This window comes from Lysobacter sp. (assembly GCA_013141175.1).
In the GTDB taxonomy this organism is placed as follows: domain Bacteria; phylum Pseudomonadota; class Gammaproteobacteria; order Xanthomonadales; family Xanthomonadaceae; genus Lysobacter_I.
In genome coordinates this window covers 1585976-1603240 of sequence record JABFRN010000001.1, presented here as the reverse complement: position 1 = coordinate 1603240, position 17265 = coordinate 1585976, and the positions used below count along the sequence as shown (strand labels likewise).

Genomic DNA, 17265 nt, shown 5'->3' with positions numbered 1-17265 from the left:
GCATGAAGATCCTGCTGACCAATTTCCACGAAGGCGACGGCGGCGGCCACACCACGTACCTGATGGCGCTGGCGCGCGGGCTCCGCGACCGGCACGAGATCCATGTCGCCGCGCCGCCCACCAGTCGGCTGTATCGCGAAGCGGCCACGGTCGAAGGTATCCGTGCCGTCGCGCAGCCGTTTCCGAACGGACTGGGCAAACTGGCCGAGTCGCTGCGCGCACGCCGGCAACTGCGCGCCTATCTGCGCCAGCACGCGTTCGATATCGTCCATGTCAATGGTTCGGCCGACCACCGGCTGGTGCTCGCGGCGCTGCGCGGCGCGGAAAACGCGCCGCGCATCGTGCTGACCAAACACAACTCGAAACCGATCGCCGGGCTAGGCCATCGCTGGCGCGCCAAGCGCACGCACCTGGTGCTCGCGGTGAGCGATTACACCCGGCGCATGCTGCAAACCAGCGCGTACGCAAACCTGCCGATCGTGACCGTGCGCAACGGCGTGGACACCGGCTACTTCCATCCCTGGCCGACGGACGCGGTGGCGGCGGAACGCGCGCGCCATGCCGAGGGTGCGACGCTGCTGCTCGGCAGCAACGCCGGCACCGCCGATCACAAAGGCTGGATGGACCTGATCGAAGCGATCGCGACGCTCGACGACGACGCGAAGCGCCAGGTGCGGCTGCTGCTGTGCGGCAAACCGCTGACGCCCGCGCAGTCGACGCGGCTGGAAGCGCTCGGCCTGCGCGACCGGGTCCGTCATCTCGGCATGCTCGACGATGTGCGGCCGATGATCGCCGCCATCGATGCCGGTTTCGTTCTGTCGTACGCGGTGGAAACCATTTCGTTCGCCTGTCGCGAAATGATGGCGATGGGCAAGGCGGTGCTGATCAGCGATTACGCGGGTCTGCCGGAGAACATCGAGCCCGGCGCCGATGGCTGGTGCGTTCCGGTCCGCGATCGTGCGGCGATCGCGCAGGCGGTGACCGGAATGCTCGAAGACCCGATCCGGCTGGCGGACATGGGTCGCCATGCTGCAGCCCATGCCGAACGGGAATTCGGGCTGGAGATCTTCGTCTCCAGCACCGAAGCGGCCTATGCCACTGCGCGTTCCGGGTGATCGCCCGCAACGTCGGCGACACGCGACGCCCGGCGCGTCTATCCTGCCGGGCATGAAGTTCGATTTCGACAACCGCCTGCTTGCCGAACTGCCGGGCGACGCAGACACAGGGCCGCGACGTCGCGAAGTGCGCGGCGCGCTGTGGTCGCGCGTGGCGCCGGCGCCGGTCGTCGCGCCACGCACGCTGGCGATTTCGCGCGAGATGGCAGAAGTGCTTGGCTTGGACCAAGCCGAAGTTGAGTCGGAACAGTTCGCACAGGTCTTCGCGGGCAACGCGCTGCTCCCGGGCATGGACCCGTTCGCGACCAATTACGGCGGCCACCAGTTCGGGCACTGGGCCGGCCAGCTCGGCGACGGCCGTGCGATCAGTCTTGGCGAAACCGTCGACGCCGCCGGTCAGCGCTGGGAGCTGCAGTTGAAGGGCGCAGGCCCGACGCCGTATTCGCGCAGCGCCGACGGCCGCGCGGTGCTGCGCTCGTCGATCCGCGAATTCCTGTGCAGCGAAGCCATGCATCACCTCGGCGTGCCGACCACGCGCGCGCTGTCGCTGGTCGCCACCGGCGAGGACGTGGTCCGCGACATGTTCTACGACGGCCATCCGAAGCCCGAACCCGGCGCGGTGGTCTGCCGGGTCGCGCCATCGTTCCTGCGCTTCGGTCATTTCGAGCTGCCGTCGTCGCGCGGCGAAGTCGACCTGCTGCGGCAGTTGCTCGATTTCGCGATCCGCCGCGACTTCCCGCACCTCACCGGCAGTGGCGAGACGCTGTACGCCGACTGGTTCGCCGAAGTTTCCACGCGCACCGCTCGGCTGATGGCCGAGTGGATGCGGGTCGGTTTCGTCCATGGCGTGATGAATACCGACAATCTTTCGATCCTCGGCCTCACCATCGATTACGGCCCCTACGGCTGGATCGACGCCTACGACCCGGACTGGACGCCGAACACCACCGATGCCGGCGGCCGTCGCTATCGTTTCGGCTGGCAACCGGCGGTGGCGCGCTGGAATCTGGTACGCCTCGCGCAGGCGATCTCGCCGCTGTTCGCAAGCGGTGAAGCGCTGCAGGCCGGCATCGATGGCTTCGGTATCGCCTACAGCGCGGCGGACCGCGACAACATCGCGCGCAAGCTGGGTTTAGAGACCTGTCGCGACGACGATGTCGTGTTGATTCGCGACCTGCACGCGTCGATGCATGCGGCCGAAGTCGACATGACCCTGTGGTTCCGCGCGTTGATGGACATCGACATCGAAGCGCCAACGCTGGCGCCGTTCGAGCACGCGTTCTACGACGAGGCAAAGCGCGACACGCATGCGCCGCAGTTCGACGACTGGCTGCAGCGCTACGCCGCGCGGCTGCGCGAAGACCCGCTGACGGCTGCGGATCGTCGCGAGCGGATGCGTCTGGCCAATCCGAAATTCGTATTGCGCAACTACCTGGCGCAGCAGGTCATCGATCGCGCCGAAGCCGGCGACACGGCGGGCATCGGCGAATTGCTGGAAGTGATGCGCCGGCCTTACGACGACGCGCTTGATGCGGGCCGGCCGGGCAACGAACGCTTCGCCGAAAAGCGTCCCGACTGGGCGCGCGATCGTGCGGGATGTTCGATGCTGTCGTGCAGTTCCTGAATACCAGCGCAGTTTTCAACGGGCGCGATACCCCAAAAGCCGTCATCCCCGCGAAAGCGGGGATCCAGTGGCTCTGAATGACTCTGGATCCCCGCTTTCGCGGGGATGACGATCAAGGAGGATCAAGCGCGGTGATCGCGCAAGCCTGCGCTCACTTGCCCTTCTTTTCCTTCTTTTCCGCGCGCTTCTCTTTCAGCGTCTTTTCCGGTTTCTTCTTGTCCTGCTTCTTCTGATCCATGCCTTTGGACATGACGGGCTCCGCTTGATGGCTAATCGAAAGCCAAGCGTACTGCGGCAGGGTGCAGCCGGTAAACTAGGCGGATGCCCATCCTCACTCTGAATGACGTCGATTTCGGCGTCGGCGGCCCGCTGTTGCTCCAAGGCGTCGATCTCGCGATCGAGCCCGGCGAGCGCATCGCCCTGATCGGCCGCAACGGCGCCGGCAAATCCACCCTGCTGCGCCTGCTGGCCGGCGAGCACAAGCCCGACGACGGCGAAATCCGCATCGAGGGCGGGGTGCGCATCGCCCGACTGGAGCAGGAAGTGCCGGCCGGTGCCGCCGGCAGCGTGTTCGACGTGGTCGCCGACGGTCTGGGCGAGATGGGCCAGCTGCTTGCCGACTATCACCACCTGATCCACGCCGACGAGCTCGACACCGACGCCCTGGCGGTGGTGCAGACCAGGATCGAGGACGGCAACGGCTGGTCGCTGGACCAGCGCGTGACCGAAACCCTCACAAAACTCGATCTGGACGGCGACGCCGACTTCACGCGCCTGTCCGGCGGCATGAAGCGCCGCGTGCTGCTGGCGCGCGCGCTGGTCTCGGCGCCGGATCTGCTGCTGCTGGACGAACCCACCAACCATCTCGACATCGCGGCCATCGACTGGCTCGAAGGCTTTCTGAAAGCCTGGCAGGGCGCGCTGATCTTCGTCACCCACGACCGGCGCTTCCTGCGTTCGCTGGCCACCCGCATCGTCGAGATCGATCGCGGCCAGCTGAGCAGCTGGCCCGGCGACTGGGACAACTACGTCCGCCGCCGCGAAGAGCGCCTGAACGCCGAGGCGCAGGAGAACGCGCGCTTCGACAAGATGCTGGCGCAGGAGGAAATCTGGATCCGACAGGGCATCAAGGCCCGCCGCACCCGCGACGAGGGCCGCGTGCGCAGGCTCAAGGCGATGCGCGACGAGCGCGTGCAGCGGCGCGATCTGTCCGGCAACGTGCGCATGGAGACCGCGCAGGCCGGTGCATCGGGCAAGAAGGTCATCGAAGCGAAGGACGTGTCGTTCGCGTACGGCGAGCGCGTGCTGCTCAAGCATTTCTCCACAACGATCTTGCGCGGCGATCGAATTGGCCTGATCGGCGCCAACGGCAGCGGCAAGACCACCCTGCTCAAACTGCTGCTGGGCGATCTGCAGCCGCAATCGGGCGAGATCAAAATCGGCACCCAACTGCAGGTCGCGTATTTCGACCAGTACCGCGCCACGCTGCGCGAAGACTGGAGTGCGCTGGAGAACGTCTCCGAAGGCAAGGATTTCGTCGAGATCAACGGCAAGCAGAAGCACGCCATCGGCTATTTACAAGACTTTCTGTTCACGCCGGAACGCGCGCGCGCGCCGATCACCCGTCTTTCCGGCGGCGAACGCAACCGGCTGCTGCTGGCCAAACTGTTCGCGCAGCCGTCGAACCTGCTGGTGATGGACGAACCGACCAACGACCTCGACGTGGAGACACTGGAACTGCTGGAAGAACTGCTCGGCGAATATCCCGGCACGCTGCTGCTGGTGAGCCACGACCGCGACTTCCTCGACAGCGTCGTGACCTCGACCCTGGTGATGGAAGGCGATAGCCGCGTCGGCGATTACGTGGGCGGCTACAGCGACTGGCTGCGCCAGCGTCCGACCCGGGGCGAATCGGCGCGCGCCACGGCTGCGGCGGCGCCGAAAGAAAAAGTGGTCGAAGTGCCCGTGCCTGCAGCAGCCAAGCGCAAGCTCAGCTACAAGGACCAGCGCGAACTCGAACTGCTGCCGGCGCGCATCGAAACCCTGGAGACGAAGATCGCCGCGATGACCGCCGCCATGCACGATCCGGCATTCTTCCAGCGCGACCATGCATCGGTCGCCGCGCACAACGCCGAACTCGCGGCGACGCAGACCGCACTGGAACAGGCCTACGCGCAGTGGGAAGCGTTGGAATCGGAATAATCTTCGATAGGGTGCGCCTCGGCCTGAGGTATCCCCGCTTTTTCCTCAGGAAAATAAAACGTATCGATTGATCGGCAGTCGCCGTTCTTTTTACCCGTCGTTCCCGCGAACGCGGGAACCCAGCGTCTTTGCGCTGTGCAGAAGCTTGAAAGTCGCTGGATCCCCGCGTTCGCGGGGATGACGACGTTTTTTGAAATGCTCGAAAAGTAGGCAGACCTCAGACCAAGGCGCACCCTATTCGTGAATATCGTTGGATTCACCCCGCGAACATCAGTCCGTAGTCCTTCGCGAACTGCACGCATCGTTCGTGCATCGCCGCCTGCTGCGCAGCCCTGCGCGAAAGATCGCTGACGACGAATTTCGCACTGTCCGCCGCGAAGCCGCGCAATGCATCGACGACCCGGGCGATATCGTCCACAGTCGCCGCCCGTACCGGGCGCAGATGATTGCGCGCGTCGGCACCGCCGCGATCCGTCCAGCGCGCGAGCCGGTTGCCGATGACTTTCGCGAACGGCAACGCGCGCAAGAGTTCGACGTCCACTTCTGCGGCATCGAGGGTCATGCCGAGCGTGTCGAGCCAGTCGCCCCATTTGAAATCGTTGAAGCGCCGCGCCAACACCACCGCGCGCCAGGGAATGCCCAGCGTGTCCGCGAAGATCGCGCCGTGCAGGGATTCGGTGAGCACGCGCTCGCAGCCGGCGAGCGCGGCGGTGACCGCTTCGGGCGATTGACGCGGATCGATCGGAAACAACCCGGCATTGCGCGCGATCGCGTCCCAATCGGCGCCGTCGTAACTCTTGTGATGCGGCACCAGACCGATGCGGCCGGGCACCGGCGCATGCGCGCGGCGCAGACCCGACCACAGCACCGCGCCGTCGCCCAGCCCCAGCGCGGGATCGAGCCCGCAGCGCTGTGCGGTGCGCGGCCCGCGCACCCAGTACACGCGCCAGTCGTCGTCGAGCGCGGGCGCGCCGCGATAGCCGCTGCCGGAACCGAGCACGACCTTCGGCCCATCCGGACGCGAGCCGCCGAGCAGGGTGCCGACGCCGTACAGATGCGCCTCGGGATGGTGCGCGGCGAGATCCGGAAACAGTTCCGGCCACAGATCGACGTTGAGATCGTCGCCGAAATTGCCCTGCGCCATGCGCGCATAGCGCAGTTGCATCAGTCTTCCTGCCCGTCCGCCTGGTTCTGGGTCTGCACGCCTTGCGGCACGCAGGCCGTGTCGGCGGCAGCGGCGGGCACCAGCCACCAGCGGCGCCGGTTCGACACGCCCGCGAACTGCGCCTGGGTCCTGTCGACGCACTGCGACAGCGCGGGTTCCTGCACCAGCAGCCAGCGCCGGGTCGGCGCATCGGCCTGCCATGCCATGGCTTTGGACAGTTGGTCCGGCCATGTCGCCTTGAAGCCGAAAGTCGCTGCGGGGCGGTCGGCCATCAGCAGATTCTGTTCCTTCCAGCCGACCAGTCCGAGTTCGGCATCCGGCCCGATGCGCTCGCCGACGGATTCCATCAATCCGCGCGCGGAACTGGACGGATTCAGCAGCGGATGCGCGACCAGACCGTACAGCACCCAGATGCCACCGATCGCCCACAGCAGCCCGACCACGCCGTTGCTCACCCGATGCCACGACACGCATGCCAGCGACCACGCGCCCATCGCGATCAACAGCCCGAACAGCGCGTGTCCGCCGTCGGTGAAACCGCGGTCCGACATCAGTTTGGTTTCGAACTTCGGATCGCCGAACCACATCGCCAGACCCGCACCCAGCAACACCGCGCCCAGCACCGTGACGAACCCGGACGCGATCCGCTTCGCCCACAGCCTGCGCACGATGCCCGGCAGCAGCGGCCCCAGCGCGAGGCACATCATCGGCAGCGCCGGCAGGATGTAGACATCGCGCTTGCCGCCGGGAATCGAGAAGAACACCACGATCAGTGCCCACCACGCCAAGGGCAGCAGATAGCGCGCATCGCGCCGACGCAGGCGCGTGCGCCATGCCGGCAGCGCCCAGATCAGCGCGAACACGGTCGGCAGCCACGCGGTTAGCATCACTTCGAAGTGGTACCACGGCGGCTGCGCGTGGTCCCAGGATTTCGCGTAACGCCCGGCGGTCTGCCGGAACAGGATGTCGTTGAGATACGCCCTGTATTCGGGATTGTCCTGGCTCAGCGCAGCGGTGACCATCGGCACCAGCCACAGCGCCGCAGCGAAGACGAAGGCCAGCGGTCCGATCCAAAAGCGAAGGTCGCGCACGTGCAGACGCACCCGCGACCAGTGCATCAGCGAAGCGATCGCAGCGGGCAGGATCATCAACAGCGCCAGCCCGCCGACGCCCTTGGTGATGGTGCCCAGCCCGGCCGCGAACCAGCCCAGCGTCCACAGTTTCCAGTTCGGTCCCAGCAGCAGATGGCGCAACAGGCCGTAGTTGGCGAGGGTGATGAAGAACGTCACCAGCGGATCGATCTGCGCCTTCTTCGACTGGTACGTGAACTGCAGCGCGAACAGCAGCGCCCACGCCGCATAAAGCCCGACCCTGCGCGTCCACAGCCGGCGGCCGAGGTCGTACACGCACCACAGCGTGCCCAGCGCCGCGAGCAGCGACGGCAGCAGGAAGGCGATGCGCCAGTCGCGGAACACGGTGTAGAACGCGGCTTCCAGCCACATCAGCATCGGCGGCTTGTCCGAATACAGCTCGGTGCCGCGATGCGGGAACAGCCAGTCGCCGCTTTCGATCATCTGCTTGGCGACGAGGGTGAAGCGCGGCTCGTCCGACGGCCACGGGTCGCGCAGACCCAGACCGGCCCCCAGGATCAGCAGGGCGACGATGGCGAGCAGCCAGAATTCTTTCGATGCGCGGGTTTTCAGCATTCCCGCATCTTAATCGGCATCACGCTTTTGTAGGAGCGGCGCGAGCCGCGATGGGCTGCGGAATGTTCCCTATCACCCATCGCGGCTCGCGCCGCTCCTACAGAATCTCAGGCCTTCCGCAGCCTCGCATAGAAAAACCCGTCCATGCCGTCTTCGCCCGGCAGCCGCTGGCGGCCCGCGCCAGCGGCATGGCCGAAGGTTTCCGCCAGCGGTTCGGCGCTGGCTTCCGGCGTGCGCGCCAGAAACGCCTCGATCTGTGCGGCGTTCTCGCGCCGCAGGATCGAGCAGGTCGCGTAGACCAGCACGCCGCCGGGCGCGAGCGTGGTCCACGCCGCATCCAGCAGCCGTGCCTGGGTGGCGACCAGCGCATCGATGTCGCCGGGGCGGCGGTGCAACAGGATGTCGGGCTGGCGGCGGACGATGCCGGTCGCGGAGCAGGGCGCATCGATCAGCACTGCGTCGAACGGCGTGCCGTCCCACCATGCGGCGGGATCGGCGGCGTCGGCGGCTTTCAGTTCGACCGCCGCCGCCACGCCGACCCGGCGCAACGTCTCGGCGGTGCGCCGCAGCCGGCGCGAGTCGATATCCAGCGCGGTGATGCGCAGGGTCGGGTCGCGTTCCAGCAGATGCGCGGCCTTGCCGCCGGGGGCGACGCAGGCATCCAGCACGCGGGCGCCGACCGGTGGCGACAAGGCATCGGCCACCGCCTGCGCGGAGCCGTCCTGCACCGAGGCCACGCCGTCCTCGAAGCCGGGCAAATCCGCCACCGCCAGCGAATCCCCGATCCGCAGCGCATCGGGCAGCGCGTCGTGCGCGGATCCGGCGATGCCGGCGTCCTGCAGCTGCTGTCGATACGCGTCGCGCGTGGTGTTCAGACGATTGACCCGCAGCCACAGCGGCGCGGCGGCGGCGCTGGCGGCGAGGATCGCGTCGACGTGCCCGGGCCAGTCGCGACGCACTTCCGCCAGCAGCCACTCCGGCCAGACCTGCGCCGGATCGGCGGGCGGAAACCCCTCGCGCTGCGCGCGCCGCAGCAGCGCATTGACCATGCCGGCCTGATGGCCGCGATCGAGCGCGCGCGCGGTTTCGACGGTCGCATCGACGGCGGCGTGCGCCGGCAGTTTCAAGGCATCGAGCTGGGCGAAGCCGACGTACAGCAGCGCGCGCAGCGGCTCGTCGCTCCTGCCCAGCGGCTTCGGGATCCACGCCGCGAGCGCGGCGGCGTAGCGCGCGCGATTGCGCAGCGCGGCGAAGCAGATCGCTTCGACCAGCGCGCGATCGCGCGGATCGGCGATCTTCGGCAGCGCGGCGCCGAATTCGCCTTTCAAGGAACGGCCGCGATGCAATACCGCGTCGAGCACGCGCGCGGCGGCGAGGCGGGAGGCGGTGCCGGGAGTCGTATCGGTCATGCGGGCTGCCTCAGGCTGATGTTGGAGGACGGTGTTCTGCAGTCGAATGACTGATCGAGCTCCGACATCGCGATGATGTTGTGGAATCAATAGTGTGGAAGCCGCCGCCCCCACAGAAATCAGTGCTTACGACACAAGATCGCGCCGCGCATTCAGATAGTCGGCGGCGGTGATGGCTTTGCCGCCTTCGCGCTGCAGCGTACGGATGCGCAGCGCGCCGTCGCCGCAGGCGATATCGATGCCGTCGCGACCGGCCGCCAGTACGGTCCCCGGCGCCTTGTCGTGCGCGACCTGCAATGCCACCGCGCCGTGGATACGCACGCGGTCGCCGGCCAGTTCTGCTTCGGCCACCGGCCATGGATTGAACGCGCGCACCTTGTTCGCCAAGGTCGCGGCGGGCTGCGACCAGTCGAGTTTCGCTTCGTGCTTGTCGAGCTTGTGCGCGTAGGTCACGCCTTCATCCGGCTGCGGACGCGCTACCGGCACGATGCCGGCGCGCAGCAGACCCAGGCCATCGGCCAGCACCTGCGCGCCGAGTTCCGAAAGCCGATCGTGCAGCTGCCCGCCGGTTTCGTGTTCGCCGATCGCCAGCGACTGCGACAGCAGCACCGGGCCGGTGTCGAGGCCTTTTTCCATCTGCATCAGGCACACGCCGGTTTCGGTGTCGCCCGCTTCGATCGCGCGCTGGATCGGCGCAGCACCGCGCCAGCGCGGCAGCATCGAGGCGTGCACGTTCCAGCAGCCGTATTTCGGAATATCGAGGATGCTCTGCGGCAGGATCAGGCCGTAGGCGACCACGATCATGATGTCCGGTTCCAGCGCGCGCAGCGCATCGCGCGACACCTGCTTCTTCAGCGTTTCCGGCTGCAGCACTTCGATCCCGCGCTGCAGCGCTTCCAGCTTCACCGGCGATGCCGTCAATGTCCGCCCGCGTCCGGCAGGGCGATCCGGCTGCGTGTACACCGCCACGACTTCGTTGTGCCGCGCGGCGGCGCGCAGACAGGGGACGGCGAAGGCGGGGGTGCCGGCGAAGATGATGCGGAGGGTCACTTGATCTAACCTTGTTTAAGCATGAGATTTTCTGGCGATAAATCGACCAATCCCTGCTCCGGGATCATCATCGTAATCAAAAACAGTTTGTTCTGAATAACCATTTCCAAATTCATATTCCAGAGATATCCAATAGTGATCCTCAATTCCCATTGCTCGATTCATTCCTGGAGGAATTACGGGCTCTATATTGATGGAAAACTCGCTGTTCCTCTCGAGAAGAGAGCATTGGCGGTTTGATATGTTTCCAAAGCCTGAGGAGCCGATGATTGAGAGATTGGTCGCCGGTGCGCCAACATTCTTTATCTGCAGCTTCATCGATGTCCCTGCAAAAGAAGAAGGCTGCAGAACAAATTTTGGCTTTTGGGACTCTTTTGCATACTTGATTTGAACATTTGCAGCATTGGCAAGTTCTCGCTGCTGTTCAACTGAGTTCTTCAATTCTTCGGCCTGCAACTCTAACGCTCTTGTGTTCTGGCGCAATTCGATTCCTTGCTGAAAAAAACCAAGAATTAACCAAAGAATCGCCAGCGGGCCAAACATACCGGCAAGCAGATCGCCAATTTCGTTTGGATCCATCGTCAAGCTTTCGACAATGCGGCCGTCGAAAATAAAATACAGCAGCCAAGCATAAGCTGCCGTCAAAACAATACCCAAGATCGAAAGCTTGCGACTCATCGTGCCCTCCGGGAATCGCCGAACTCCAAATTCTCGTCATCCCCGCGAACGCGGGGATCCAGTGTCTTTGCTTGATGTCCGCATCAAAGTCGCTGGGTTCCCGCGTTCGCGGGAATGACGGCCGATCGGAAGTCTATCGGGATTCCGGACAGCAGGTCCCTCGGCTTCGCCTCGGGATGACAAGAGCAGCGGGCTGAAGCCCGCTCTATCCCATTCTGGGGTGCTTACGCCGCGCTGCTGCGCCGCGCCTTCTCCAGCTTCTTGCGCACCATGTCGCGCTTCAGCGGCGATAGGTAATCGACGAAAAGCTTGCCTTCGAGGTGGTCCATCTCGTGCTGGATGCAGATCGCCAGCAGGCCGTCGGTGCTCAGCTCGAACGGTTGGCCGTCGCGGCCCAGGGCCTTCACGGTGATCTGGTCGGCGCGGGTGACGTCGGCGAAGATCCCCGGCACCGACAGGCAGCCTTCCTGGTAGACCTGATGGCCGTCGGCCAGAGTGATCTCCGGGTTGATGAACACCTGCGGCTGGTCCTTCTCCTCGCTGATGTCGATGACCATGAAACGCTGGTGCACGTCGACCTGGCTGGCGGCCAGACCGATGCCCGGGGCTTCGTACATGGTGTGCAGCATGTCGTCGAGCAGGGTCTGGAAGGCCGGATCGGCGATTTGGGCCGGATCGACGGCCTGTGCCCTGGTCCGCAGACGGGGGTCGGGGAATTCGAGAATTGAGAGGAGCGTCATGTTTGTGAAGATGGGGCGGCGTTTAGGCGCGGACAAGGGCCATTGTAGCGTCTCCAGACTTGCCAAGAGCCGGGATTTGTGGGCTATAGTGCGGTCGATGTTTTGGGGAAAATCCCAAGGGGAGCAAGTAGATGGCCATCATCCTTAAGCGCCTTTCTCACCGTCTGAAGGTGATGGGCACCGTCGCATTACTGACCGTGGGGACCTTCGCGGTCGCCCAGGAGTTCCGTGGCGACCACCCCGACACCTACACGGTGAAGCGTGGCGACACTTTGTGGGACATCGCCGGACGCTTCCTCAAGCGCCCGTGGCTGTGGCCCGAAATCTGGCAGGCCAACCCGCAGATCGCCAATCCGCATCTGATCTATCCGGGCGACGTCATCAGCCTCGCCTATCTCGACCGCGTCGGGGTCACCCCCGGTCCGCGCACCGACGCGCCGGTCAATGCGATCTCGCTGTCCGAGATCGAGACCTACCTCCGCGATCTGCGCGTGGTCGACACCTTCAAGGAGCTGCCGTACGTCGTCGGCCTGGAAGAAGACATCACCCGCGCCGTGCGTGGCCACCAGGCCTACGTTCGCGGCCTGGAAGGCGCGCAGCTCGGCCAGCGCTACGCCGTGGTCCGGCCGACGGTCCGCTACGTGCGCATCGGCCAGCGCGAATGCTGCGACATGCTCAGCCGCAACGACAACGATTTCCGCGGCAACCGGATTCCCGGCTTCGGCACCTCCTGGAGCGATACCGCCGGCAACGAGATCGACGGCGAAGAACTCGGCCAGGAGCTCTATCGGGTCAATGCCGGCAGCGTCGTCAAGCTGATGGAAGGCGATGTCGAAGTCACGACCCTCAAGCTGGACGATCCGAGTCTGGAAGTGCGCGTCGGCGACCGCCTGATTCCGGTGGATGCCCAGCCCTACGACCTGCAATTCTTCCCGCACCCGCCGAAGCAGGCGCTGGACGAGAACAAGGCACGCGTGCTCGCGGTCGCCAACCAGCTGACCAGCGGCGGCCCGCGCGACGTGGTCGCGCTGTCGGTCGGCGCGCAGGACGGCGTCGACAACGGCACCGTGCTGTCGATCTGGCGTCAGGGCAGCAATACGGTGGATCGCGTCGAGACCGGTTACTGGCGCGGCGACGAAACCGTGACCAAGGGTGCGCGCGTGCAGCTGCCGGACGAATACGCCGGCCACGTGATGATCTTCCGTACCTTCGACAAGGTCAGCTACGGTCTGGTGATGGAAGGCACGAAACCCAGCCGCGTCGGCTACCGCCTGAAAGGTCCGGATGCGATGTGAGTTGATGCGACGCAGACGTAGGAGTTTTCCTACCGAACGATGCGACGGCGCCCGAGGGCGCCGTCGTCGTTTGCGGGCTACGGTGACGGCATGGACGCTTCCGACACAAGCCGCATCGATGCCGACACCGACGCACTGCTCGCGTTGACCCTCGCCGGTGGGCCCGCCGCGCCGCGCCGGGCCCTGCTGGAAACCCACCGCTCCGCCGCAGCGGTACGCGCTTTGCCACGCCAGCGCTGGCGCGACGCCGGCCTGGAGACGGGACAGATCCGCGCGTTGGAAGGCGATCCTGGCGCTCTGGCGCCAGCCGTGCTCGTGCGCTGCCGCGACTGGCTGCAGGCGCCCGGGCACCGCCTGATCGGCTGGCAGGATGTGGACTACCCGCCGCTGTTGCGCCGCATCGGCAGCCCGCCGCTCGCCCTGTTCGTGGCCGGCGATGCCGGGCTACTGTGGCATCCGGCGGTGGCGGTGGTGGGCAGCCGCAGCCCGACCGCCGGAGGCCGCGACAACGCCCGCAGTTTCAGCGGTGCGCTGGCCACCGCCGGGTTCGGAATCACCAGCGGGCTGGCGGCGGGCGTCGATCGTGTCGCGCACGAGGCGGCGCTGGGGCTCGGCGGAGTCACGGTCGCGGTGCTCGGCACCGGTCCGGACGTGGCCTATCCGCAGAGCCATGCCGTGCTGCTGGCGCGCATCGCGGGGGCCGGGGCGGTGGTCAGCGAGCATCCGCCGGGCACCGACGCCCGCCGCGAGCACTTCCCCAGCCGCAACCGCATCATCGCCGGCCTGAGCCTGGGCACGCTGGTGATCGAAGCCGCCAGCCGCTCCGGGGCGCTGATCACCGCCCGGCTGGCCGCCGACGCCGGGCGCGAGGTGTTCGCGGTGCCGGGCTCGATCCACAACCCGATGGCCCGGGGCTGTCACCGGTTGATCCGTGACGGCGCCTCGCTGGTCGAATCCGCGGACGACGTGGTCGCCGCGCTCGGATCCTGGGCCGGCGCGCTGCGGGGCGACTTGCAGCGTCGTCTCGGTGGCCCCATCTCCGAGGTCCGCCCGGGGCCGGATGCGGCTCCGGAGAGACCACCGGGCACGCCGCCGGAACAGACCACCTTCGACAACCCCGCCTACCACCGGTTGTGGCAGGCGCTCGGTCACGACCCAAGCGATATGGATCAGCTGGTCGTGCGCACCGGATTGACGGCTGCAGACCTGTCCTCCATGCTGCTGCATATGGAATTGCAGGGGCGGGTCGCGGTCGAACACGGTCGTTACAGCCGTCGTTAGCGCAACAGCGTCCGTCGAAGGGCTTGCGATTCCATCCTTTCCAGTGCGCCGACGGGCGCAAGTCAGGGGACATGAAAGAAAGCATCCTCGATGTGTTGCTCTACCTCTTCGAGCACTACATCGCCAACGACCCGGATCTGGCACGGGACCGCGACTCCCTGCAGAACAACCTGCTGCAGGCCGGTTTCAGTCCCGCCGAGATCCACAAGGCGTTCGAGTGGCTGGACGGTCTGGCGGAGCGTCGCCCGGGCCCGTCCGTGCCGCGTGCCGACGGTCCCACCCGCGTCTATTTCGGCCCGGAACTGGACAAGCTCGACGTGGAGTGCCGCGGCTTCCTGATGTTCCTCGAACAGCAGGGCATCCTCGATGCCGACCAGCGCGAGCTGGTGCTGGACCGCGCGATGGCGCTCGACCAGGACGAACTGGACCTCGACGATCTCAAGTGGGTCGTGCTGATGGTGTTGTTCAACCAGCCCGGCTCCGAAGCGGCGTATGCGTGGATGGAAACGCAGATGTTCGATGATGATGGCGAACTGGTGCATTGACGCGCCAGTGATGGGCGTCGCGCCCACGATACGCGACACACGTTAGGCTGCGTTCGGGAGAGCACGCCGCCACCGGCGCGGACATCACCGCCGGAACGAACACGATGGGGACAGCATGACCGATTGGTACTACCACGAACCCGGGCAGGGCCGTGTCGGCCCGCTCAGCGCGGACGAGATGCGCGAGCGTTACCGCAAGCGCCAGATCGCGCGCGACACGCTCGCGTGGCACGAAGGCCTGCGCGAGTGGCAGCCGGTCGAGCGCTTGATCGAAGAACTCGGCCTCAGCGGCGTAAAGCCCGATGCCTCGCTGCCGCCCCCGGTCCCTTCGCGTCCCGCCGCTGCGACCGCGTCGCACGCAGGACCGATGCGGGCCGCCGCGCCGCCGCCGTCGAACCGCACCGGCTGCGTCATCATCGCCATCGTGCTCGGCGTGGTCGGCCTGTTCCTGCTGGGCATCCTCGCCGCCATCGCATTGCCGGCGTACCAGCAGTACGTCGAACGTTCCAAAGCGGCGCGCACGGGACAGGCCGCACCGCCCGGGCAAACGCCGTTGCCGGCCGTGCAGCAGAAGGTCCATACCTTCGACGCCGAACGCATGGCCGAAACCGACACGCTGGCCCGCGAGCTGGTGACGGTGACGATGCGCGAGTTCTATGCCGCCAACGGCAACACCTGTCCGGACACCTTCGAATTCGAAACCATCCAGGTGCGCCATTCGCGCTACCAGGGCAACGAAGAGGGCTGGTTCGGCATCGAACCTGCAGCGCCCGGCGGCAGCCAATGCGCCTACGCGGTGCGGTTCTTCGGCCTGGGTCCGGAAGTCCTCGACAAAACGCTGCGTTACGAAGTGAACATCAGCGGCGAAGAGGTCGCGATCGTCTGTCGCAACCAGACGCTGCCGTCCGGCCACCTGCCGCCGCACTGCCACGTCGTCTGATCACGCCCGCACTCCGGAACCCTGTCCATGTCCGCACCGCCGCCGCTGCCGCCGTCCGTCCACGCGCAACCGCCACTGGCGCCGCCGCCGAAGCGCGGGCTGTCCGGTTGCGCCATCGCCGGCATCATCGGCGCGGTCGTTGCGGTGATGGGCGTGTTCGTGATCGCGCTACTCGCGGCGATCGCGATTCCCGCGTATCAGGATTACGTCATCAAATCGCGCGTGGTGCAGGCCTGGCAGATGGCGCAGGCGCTGCAGGACGACATCGAGACGCACCGCGAACAGGCCGGTGCCTGCCCGGACAACGCCGCGATCGGTCTGGTGGACGATGAAGTGTTCTCGCTGGGCGGCGACAATCCCGCCAAGCCGGCGCAGGCGTCGGTGCTGGTCGGCGAGATCGAGGGCGGGCATTGCGCCATCGAACTTCAGTTCGCGAACGTCAACGCGGTGGTCGACGGCAAGACCCTGCTGCTCGAATCGACCGAAAACGGCTGGACCTGCAGTGGCGGTACGTTGGATGCCAAGTACCGCACGGGTTCATGCCTCGACTTCAACTCAACACCCTGACGGACCCGATCCCATGACCGAGTGGTACTACAGCGACGCACAGCGCACCCAGCACGGCCCCGTGAGCGCCGCCGATCTCGCCGCCCTGCACACCAAAGGGCAATTGCCGGCGGAAACGCTGGTGTGGCGCGAAGGCATGTCGGAATGGAAACCGTGGCGCGAGATGATCCGTGAAGTGATCGCCGGCGACGCGCCGGGCGATGCCCGCGCCGAAGCGCTGGTCAAGGCCGCCGAGGCCGCGCCCGACGACGGCGCCTATCGCCCCTACGCCATTGCCGAGCCTTCGCCGTACGCGCCGCCGCAGGCGCGGGTGGACGCGACCCAGTCGGTCGTCAGCGGCGGTCGCGTGGTGTACGCGGGTTTCTGGAAACGCGTCGCCGCCAGCTTCATCGACTCGTTCATCGCCACGGCGCTGAGCTACATGGTGCAGATTCCGTTGATGTTGGTGATGGGTGTCGGCATGGCCGGATTCGGCAGCGGCAGCGATCCCTTTTCAAGCGGCGCGGGCATCGCCATGATCGGGTTGATCTATGTGATCGCGATCGGCATTCCGCTGCTGTATTTCAGCTGGATGCACTCCTCGGCCAACCAGGCCAGCCTCGGCAAGATGGCGGTAGGGATCAAGGTGGCGCGTACCGATGGCCAGCGGATCACCTTCTGGCGCGCCTTCGGCCGGTACTTCGCCTACATGCTCGGCGGCTTCACCCTCGGCATCGGTTACGTCATGGCCGCGTTCACCGAGCGCAAGCAGGCCATGCACGACATGATCTGCGACACCCTGGTCGTTGACAAATGGGCGTATACCGACCATCCGGAATGGCAGCGCGAGGAGCTGGGCACGGTCACCATCGTCATCCTGGCGTTGGCTGCGCTGGCGTTGATCGGCATGATGGCCCTGGTCGGAGTGATGATCGCGGCCTTGGCCGGCAGCGGTATCCGCTGAGTCCG

The 17265-nt window shown here is 66.2% G+C and carries 15 protein-coding genes; 9 read left to right on the top strand and 6 right to left on the bottom strand.

Annotation, left to right across the window (positions count from 1 at the left end):
- Positions 1–2: 2 nt before the first annotated feature.
- The 3 genes from HOP03_07145 (at position 3) to HOP03_07135 (ending at position 4941) form a co-directional block, all read left to right on the top strand.
- Positions 3–1115: a glycosyltransferase family 4 protein gene (locus tag HOP03_07145; GenBank protein NOT87940.1), complete on the top strand. Its 1113-nt coding sequence runs from the start codon at positions 3–5 to the stop codon at positions 1113–1115.
- Positions 1093–2739: a YdiU family protein gene (locus tag HOP03_07140; GenBank protein NOT87939.1), complete on the top strand. Its 1647-nt coding sequence runs from the start codon at positions 1093–1095 to the stop codon at positions 2737–2739. Before HOP03_07145 ends, HOP03_07140 begins: the two co-directional genes overlap by 23 nt.
- Positions 2740–3060: 321 nt before the next feature.
- Positions 3061–4941 (top strand): ATP-binding cassette domain-containing protein, encoded by a 1881-nt coding sequence (locus tag HOP03_07135; GenBank protein NOT87938.1) that lies wholly within the window; start codon positions 3061–3063, stop codon positions 4939–4941.
- Positions 4942–5197: 256 nt separating this feature from the next.
- Here HOP03_07135 and HOP03_07130 read toward each other — a convergent pair whose 3' ends face one another.
- The 6 genes from HOP03_07130 to def form a co-directional block, all read right to left on the bottom strand.
- On the bottom strand, positions 5198–6106 hold the full coding sequence (locus tag HOP03_07130) for a polysaccharide pyruvyl transferase family protein (protein NOT87937.1): 909 nt from the start codon (positions 6104–6106) through the stop codon (positions 5198–5200).
- Complete coding sequence (locus HOP03_07125; GenBank protein ID NOT87936.1) at positions 6106–7812, bottom strand: glycosyltransferase family 39 protein; 1707 nt, start codon at positions 7810–7812, stop codon at positions 6106–6108. The genes HOP03_07130 and HOP03_07125 overlap by 1 nt, the downstream gene beginning before the upstream one ends.
- 107 nt (positions 7813–7919) lie before the next feature.
- Positions 7920–9221: a 16S rRNA (cytosine(967)-C(5))-methyltransferase RsmB gene (gene rsmB, locus HOP03_07120; protein ID NOT87935.1), complete on the bottom strand. Its 1302-nt coding sequence runs from the start codon at positions 9219–9221 to the stop codon at positions 7920–7922.
- A 126-nt stretch (positions 9222–9347) separates the two neighbouring features.
- Positions 9348–10271, bottom strand: coding sequence for a methionyl-tRNA formyltransferase (locus tag HOP03_07115; protein ID NOT87934.1), 924 nt, complete (start codon positions 10269–10271; stop codon positions 9348–9350).
- 15 nt (positions 10272–10286) lie between these two features.
- Positions 10287–10949, bottom strand: coding sequence for a hypothetical protein (locus HOP03_07110; GenBank protein ID NOT87933.1), 663 nt, complete (start codon positions 10947–10949; stop codon positions 10287–10289).
- Between the two features lie 224 nt (positions 10950–11173).
- The gene (gene def / locus HOP03_07105) at positions 11174–11689 is read right to left on the bottom strand and encodes a peptide deformylase (GenBank protein NOT87932.1); all 516 of its coding nucleotides are present in this window, start codon (positions 11687–11689) and stop codon (positions 11174–11176) included.
- A gap of 131 nt (positions 11690–11820) precedes the next feature.
- Between def and HOP03_07100 the strand changes: the two genes are divergently transcribed.
- The 6 genes from HOP03_07100 (at position 11821) to HOP03_07075 (ending at position 17260) form a co-directional block, all read left to right on the top strand.
- Entirely contained in the window at positions 11821–12984 is a 1164-nt protein-coding gene (locus HOP03_07100) for a LysM peptidoglycan-binding domain-containing protein (GenBank protein ID NOT87931.1), read from the top strand.
- A 90-nt stretch (positions 12985–13074) separates the two neighbouring features.
- Entirely contained in the window at positions 13075–14265 is a 1191-nt protein-coding gene (gene dprA, locus HOP03_07095; GenBank protein NOT87930.1) for a DNA-protecting protein DprA, read from the top strand.
- A 71-nt stretch (positions 14266–14336) separates the two neighbouring features.
- Positions 14337–14810 (top strand): DUF494 family protein, encoded by a 474-nt coding sequence (locus HOP03_07090; GenBank protein ID NOT87929.1) that lies wholly within the window; start codon positions 14337–14339, stop codon positions 14808–14810.
- A gap of 115 nt (positions 14811–14925) precedes the next feature.
- Entirely contained in the window at positions 14926–15750 is an 825-nt protein-coding gene (locus HOP03_07085) for a DUF4339 domain-containing protein (protein ID NOT87928.1), read from the top strand.
- Positions 15751–15777: 27 nt separating this feature from the next.
- Positions 15778–16317: a hypothetical protein gene (locus HOP03_07080; protein NOT87927.1), complete on the top strand. Its 540-nt coding sequence runs from the start codon at positions 15778–15780 to the stop codon at positions 16315–16317.
- Between the two features lie 13 nt (positions 16318–16330).
- A complete protein-coding gene (locus HOP03_07075; GenBank protein NOT87926.1) occupies positions 16331–17260 on the top strand; it encodes an RDD family protein in 930 nt (309 codons plus the stop codon).
- Positions 17261–17265 lie beyond the last annotated feature (5 nt).

Excerpts from the sequence above, each read along its gene's own strand:
- HOP03_07090 (NOT87929.1), top strand. The coding sequence starts at position 14,337 with ATGAAAGAAAGCATCCTCGATGTGTTGCTCTACCTCTTCGAGCACTAC.
- HOP03_07135 (NOT87938.1), top strand. The coding sequence starts at position 3,061 with ATGCCCATCCTCACTCTGAATGACGTCGATTTCGGCGTCGGCGGCCCG.
- def (NOT87932.1), bottom strand. The coding sequence starts at position 11,689 with ATGACGCTCCTCTCAATTCTCGAATTCCCCGACCCCCGTCTGCGGACC.
- HOP03_07140 (NOT87939.1), top strand. The coding sequence starts at position 1,093 with ATGCCACTGCGCGTTCCGGGTGATCGCCCGCAACGTCGGCGACACGCG.
- HOP03_07075 (NOT87926.1), top strand. The coding sequence starts at position 16,331 with ATGACCGAGTGGTACTACAGCGACGCACAGCGCACCCAGCACGGCCCC.
- HOP03_07080 (NOT87927.1), top strand. The coding sequence starts at position 15,778 with ATGTCCGCACCGCCGCCGCTGCCGCCGTCCGTCCACGCGCAACCGCCA.
- rsmB (NOT87935.1), bottom strand. The coding sequence starts at position 9,221 with ATGACCGATACGACTCCCGGCACCGCCTCCCGCCTCGCCGCCGCGCGC.
- HOP03_07145 (NOT87940.1), top strand. The coding sequence starts at position 3 with ATGAAGATCCTGCTGACCAATTTCCACGAAGGCGACGGCGGCGGCCAC.
- HOP03_07110 (NOT87933.1), bottom strand. The coding sequence starts at position 10,949 with ATGAGTCGCAAGCTTTCGATCTTGGGTATTGTTTTGACGGCAGCTTAT.
- HOP03_07100 (NOT87931.1), top strand. The coding sequence starts at position 11,821 with ATGGCCATCATCCTTAAGCGCCTTTCTCACCGTCTGAAGGTGATGGGC.
- HOP03_07130 (NOT87937.1), bottom strand. The coding sequence starts at position 6,106 with ATGCAACTGCGCTATGCGCGCATGGCGCAGGGCAATTTCGGCGACGAT.
- HOP03_07085 (NOT87928.1), top strand. The coding sequence starts at position 14,926 with ATGACCGATTGGTACTACCACGAACCCGGGCAGGGCCGTGTCGGCCCG.
- dprA (NOT87930.1), top strand. The coding sequence starts at position 13,075 with ATGGACGCTTCCGACACAAGCCGCATCGATGCCGACACCGACGCACTG.
- HOP03_07125 (NOT87936.1), bottom strand. The coding sequence starts at position 7,812 with ATGCTGAAAACCCGCGCATCGAAAGAATTCTGGCTGCTCGCCATCGTC.